The 4,715-nt window shown below is 69.7% G+C and carries 4 protein-coding genes; all 4 read left to right on the top strand.

Annotation, left to right across the window (positions count from 1 at the left end):
- Positions 1-259 precede the first annotated feature (259 nt).
- The 4 genes from yajC (at position 260) to C1I97_RS31760 (ending at position 4,236) form a co-directional block, all read left to right on the top strand.
- Positions 260-757, top strand: a complete 498-nt coding sequence (yajC, locus tag C1I97_RS31745; protein ID WP_111006510.1) for a preprotein translocase subunit YajC — start codon at positions 260-262, stop codon at positions 755-757.
- 227 nt (positions 758-984) lie between these two features.
- Entirely contained in the window at positions 985-2,592 is a 1,608-nt protein-coding gene (secD, locus tag C1I97_RS31750; RefSeq protein WP_258382828.1) for a protein translocase subunit SecD, read from the top strand.
- A 1-nt stretch (position 2,593) separates the two neighbouring features.
- Entirely contained in the window at positions 2,594-3,700 is a 1,107-nt protein-coding gene (gene secF / locus C1I97_RS31755; RefSeq protein ID WP_111006512.1) for a protein translocase subunit SecF, read from the top strand.
- Positions 3,697-4,236 (top strand): adenine phosphoribosyltransferase, encoded by a 540-nt coding sequence (locus tag C1I97_RS31760; protein ID WP_111006513.1) that lies wholly within the window; start codon positions 3,697-3,699, stop codon positions 4,234-4,236. Before secF ends, C1I97_RS31760 begins: the two co-directional genes overlap by 4 nt.
- The last annotated feature ends 479 nt before the right edge of the window (positions 4,237-4,715 follow it).

Raw genomic sequence — 4,715 nt, forward strand, 5'->3', positions numbered from 1 at the left:
CCCGGGGCCAATGCCGCCGCCTGGGCTCACCTCGGCCTGACCCCGCCCCGCCCGTCAACTGCGGGAACCGGACAACAAGACCTGTTCGGGACGTGACGGCGGCGGCATTGGCCCCGGGAGGAACCCAGGTGACATGCTGAGCGTTGTTCCTTGCGCGCGGACTCGCCTAGACTCCGCCGATGCCGCCTTGTCGGCAGTCCACATACCCCCATCCATCAGGCCGCTCCCCAGCGCGGTCGTGTGAAGGAAGTTCCGACCCGTGAGTCTCGTGACCCTCCTCCCGTTCATCGTGCTCATCGGGGCCATGTTCCTGATGACCCGGTCGGCCAAGAAGAAGCAGCAGCAGGCCGAGCAAATGCGGAACCAGATGCAGCCCGGCAGCGGTGTCCGCACCATCGGGGGCATGTACGCGACGGTCAAGGAGGTCAACGACGACACGGTCCTCCTTGACGCCGGCCCCGGTGTCGATCTGCTGTTCGCCAAGAACGCGATCGGTGCCGTCCTCTCCGACGACGAGTACAACCGCATCGTCCACGGCATCGAGCACGACCTGAAGTCCGACGCCGACGTCGTCCCCGACGACGCCTCCTCCCTCACCGGGACCGACGAGCCCGCCGCCGACGCTTCCGGCGCCTTTGAGGACAAGCACATCGACCTCGGCAAGAAGGACGCGGCCGAGGAGCCGGCCGACAGCGCCGCCGAGACGAAGGCGGAGGAACAGCCGAAGAAGACCGACGGCGACTCCGACGCGAAGTAGCCACCACCCAGGGCGCGCGGCACCGGCCGCGCGCCCTGGGACGTGTTCGCTTCGCGGAAAATCCCGACATCACGCATGGCCGCCGTCGCGCCCACCCCGTGCGGGGCGGCCCGAGAGGGAGTATCGAAAAGGTGGCAGTTAAAAATGGACGTCCAGCGAGCGCCCAGAGCAAGCCGGGGCGCTCGCTAGCCCTCATCCTGATCGCCATCGCGGCGCTCACCGGATCCATGTTCGTCTCCGGAAACACGTCTCCGCGTCTCGGCATCGACCTGGCCGGCGGAACGAGCATCACCCTCCGGGCGGTCCCGGAGCGCGGACAGGAGTCCGCGATCAACAAGGCCAACATGGACACGGCCGTCAGCATCATGGAACGCCGGGTCAACGGCCTCGGTGTCTCGGAGGCCGAGGTCCAGACCCAGGGCAACGACAACATCATCGTCAACATCCCCAAGGGCACCAACTCCCAGCAGGCCCGCGAGCAGGTCGGCACCACCGCCAAGCTGTACTTCCGTCCCGTCCTCGCCACCGGCATCACCGGCGCCGCCCCGGCCGACCCGTCGCCGAGCGCCTCCCACGAGGCGACCGACAAGTCCACCGGCACCCCCACCCCCTCCGGCTCCCCGACTCCCTCGGCCACCGAGACCCGGCAGGGCCGCGCGGTCACCGACGCCCTGAAGGCGGACGCCACCCCGTCTCCGTCCCCGAGCAGCGGCTCCGGTGACGCGGGCAGCAAGCTCCAGGCGCAGTACGCCTCGCTGGACTGCAGCAAGCCGTCCGTCCGCGCGACCGCCGGCAAGGGTGTGCTGCCCACCGAGGCGACCGTCGCCTGCGGCAAGAACTCCGACGACCAGTGGCAGAAGTACCTGCTCGGCCCCGCCGAGGTGGACGGCACCGACGTGAAGAAGGCGGACGCCGTCTACAACACGCAGAACACCGCCGGCTGGATCGTGACGATGGAGTTCACCTCCAAGGGCGCCAAGAAGTTCGCGGACATCACCGGCAAGCTCGCGCAGAACCAGTCCCCGCAGAACCAGTTCGCCATCGTCCTGGACGGCGAGGTCGTCTCCGACCCGTACGTCCGTGAGGCGCTGACCGGCGGCAGCGCGGAGATCTCCGGCCGCTTCTCCCAGGAGCAGGCGCAGGGCCTCGCCAACATGCTGTCCTACGGCGCCCTGCCGCTGACCTTCAAGGAGGACAGCGTCACCACCGTGACCGCCGCGCTCGGCGGCGAGCAGCTGCAGGCCGGCCTGATCGCGGGCGCCATCGGTCTCGCCCTTGTCGTGATCTACCTGGTGGTGTACTACCGCGGCCTGGCGGCGATCGCCGTCGCCTCGCTGATGGTCTCCGCGATGCTGACGTACACCCTCATGTCGCTGCTCGGCCCGGCCATCGGCTTCGCGCTGAACCTGCCGGCCGTGTGCGGTGCGATCGTCGCGATCGGTATCACCGCGGACTCGTTCATCGTGTTCTTCGAACGCATAAGGGACGAGATCCGCGAGGGCCGCTCGCTGCGCCCCGCCGTGGAGCGCGGCTGGCCGCGGGCCCGGCGCACCGTCCTCGTCTCCGACTTCGTGTCCTTCCTGGCCGCCGCGGTGCTGTTCGTCGTGACCGTCGGCAAGGTGCAGGGCTTCGCGTTCACGCTCGGCCTGACCACGCTGCTCGACGTGGTCGTCATCTTCCTGTTCACCAAGCCGCTGATGACGATCCTCGCCCGCCGGAAGTTCTTCGCCAGTGGCCACAGCTGGTCGGGGCTCGACCCCAAGCGCCTGGGCGCCAAACCGCCGCTGCGGCGCACCCGCCGCCCCTCCGCTCCCATCGAGACGAAGGAGGCGTGAGATGTCGAAGCTCGGCACCCTCGGCGCCCGACTGCACCACGGTGAAATCGGCTACGACTTCATCAAGAACCGCAAGATCTGGTACGGCATCTCGATCCTGATCACCATCATGGCCATCCTGGGCCTGGCGGTGCGCGGCCTGAACATGGGCATCGAGTTCCAGGGCGGAGCGGTCTTCACCACGCCGAAGCACATGAGCACCTCGGTGGCCCAGGCGGAGACCTACGCCCACGACGCCTCCGGCAACGAGGTGATCGTGCAGAAGCTCGGTGACGGCAGCCTGCGCATCCAGATCGCCGGCATCGAGACCGGCAAGTCCGACCAGATCAAGGAAACGCTGGCCAAGGACCTGAAGGTCAACCCGGAGCACATCAACGCCGACCTGGTCGGTCCCAGCTGGGGCGAGCAGATCGCCAACAAGGCCTGGCAGGGCCTGGCGATCTTCATGGTCCTGGTCGTGATCTACCTGGCGATCGCGTTCGAGTGGCGCATGGCGCTGGCCGCGCTGGTCGCCCTGATCCACGACCTGACGATCACCACCGGGGTCTACGCCCTCGTGGGCTTCGAGGTCACACCGGGCACGGTGATCGGTCTGCTGACGATCCTCGGTTACTCGCTCTACGACACGGTCGTCGTCTTCGACAGCCTCAAGGAGCAGACGAAGGACATCACCAAGCAGACCCGCTGGACGTACAGCGAGGTGGCGAACCGCTCGATCAACGGCACGCTGATCCGTTCGATCAACACCACCGTGGTGGCGCTGCTGCCGGTGGCGGGCCTGCTGTTCATCGGTGGCGGGGTGCTCGGCGCGGGCATGCTGAACGACATCTCGCTGTCCCTGTTCGTCGGCCTCGCGGCCGGTGCGTACTCCTCGATCTTCATCGCCACGCCGCTCGTCGCCGACCTCAAGGAGCGCGAGCCGCAGATGAAGGCCCTCAAGAAGCGGATCCTCGCCAAGCGGGCGCAGGGCGAGTCCCCGGAGACGGAGCCCGTCGGCGTCACGGCCGGCGACGAGCCCGAGGACGCCGCGCCCGCCGTGGTGGGGCCGCACAACCAGTCCCTCTCCCGCGGCCGGAGCCGCGGCCGACCCTCGGGGAAGCGTCGATGACCGACATCCAGGAACTGCTGCTCAGCCGCATCCGTGACGTGGCCGACTATCCGGAGCCGGGGGTGATGTTCAAGGACATCACCCCGCTCCTGGCGGACCCGGCGGCGTTCACCGTGCTCACCGACACGCTGGCGGAGGTGGGCACCCGCGAGGGGGCGACGAAAGTCGTCGGCCTGGAGGCCCGCGGCTTCATCCTCGGAGCCCCGGTCGCCCTCCGGGCGGGCCTCGGCTTCATCCCCGTGCGCAAGGCGGGCAAGCTTCCCGGAGCGACGCTCAGCCAGGCGTACGACCTGGAGTACGGCTCCGCGGAGATCGAGGTGCACGCGGAGGACCTGAGCGCCGGTGACCGTGTCCTGATCGTCGACGACGTCCTCGCCACGGGGGGCACCGCCGAGGCCTCCATCCAGCTCATCCGCCGGGCCGGCGCGGAGGTCGCCGGGGTGGCGGTCCTCATGGAACTGGGCTTCCTCGGCGGCCGCACCCGTCTGGAGCCGGCCTTGGCCGGCGCCCCCCTGGAGGCGCTGCTCCGCCTCTGATTCCGGGGGCGTTGCACCCCCAGGGCCCCGGTCCCTGGGGCCGCGGGCTGGGGCAGCGGGCCGGCTTTGCCCAGCCGGCCCGCCCGTCCCGGCAGGGGGCGCAGCCCCGCCGGGGTCCGGGGCGGAGGCCCAGGAACGGGACTCCTCGGGCACCGCGAAGACGGGCACGGAGGATCTCTTGCCCGTCTCGTGTGTTTCCCGGGTGTACGGTCCTCACTTCGGGCTGGAGGCGATCCCGGAGGCCGGGATCGCTACCATGGGGTGTCCGGGGCCTGACCGGGGGACCCGGATCGCGTACGAGGAGCCCTCTTGCCAGACGAGGCCCAGCCACTGACCGCCGCCAAGCCCGAGTCCGCCTCGGCGCCCGCGGCGAAGCCCGCGTCGCACGCGAAGAACGACACCCGCGGGACGGCCGAGCACGCCCAGTCCGCGCCCGCCGGCAAGTCGACCCAGCCCGCACGTCCCAAGCCGGCCCCGCC

The sequence above is a fragment of the Streptomyces sp. NTH33 genome, from assembly GCF_003236365.1.
GTDB lineage: Bacteria > Actinomycetota > Actinomycetes > Streptomycetales > Streptomycetaceae > Streptomyces.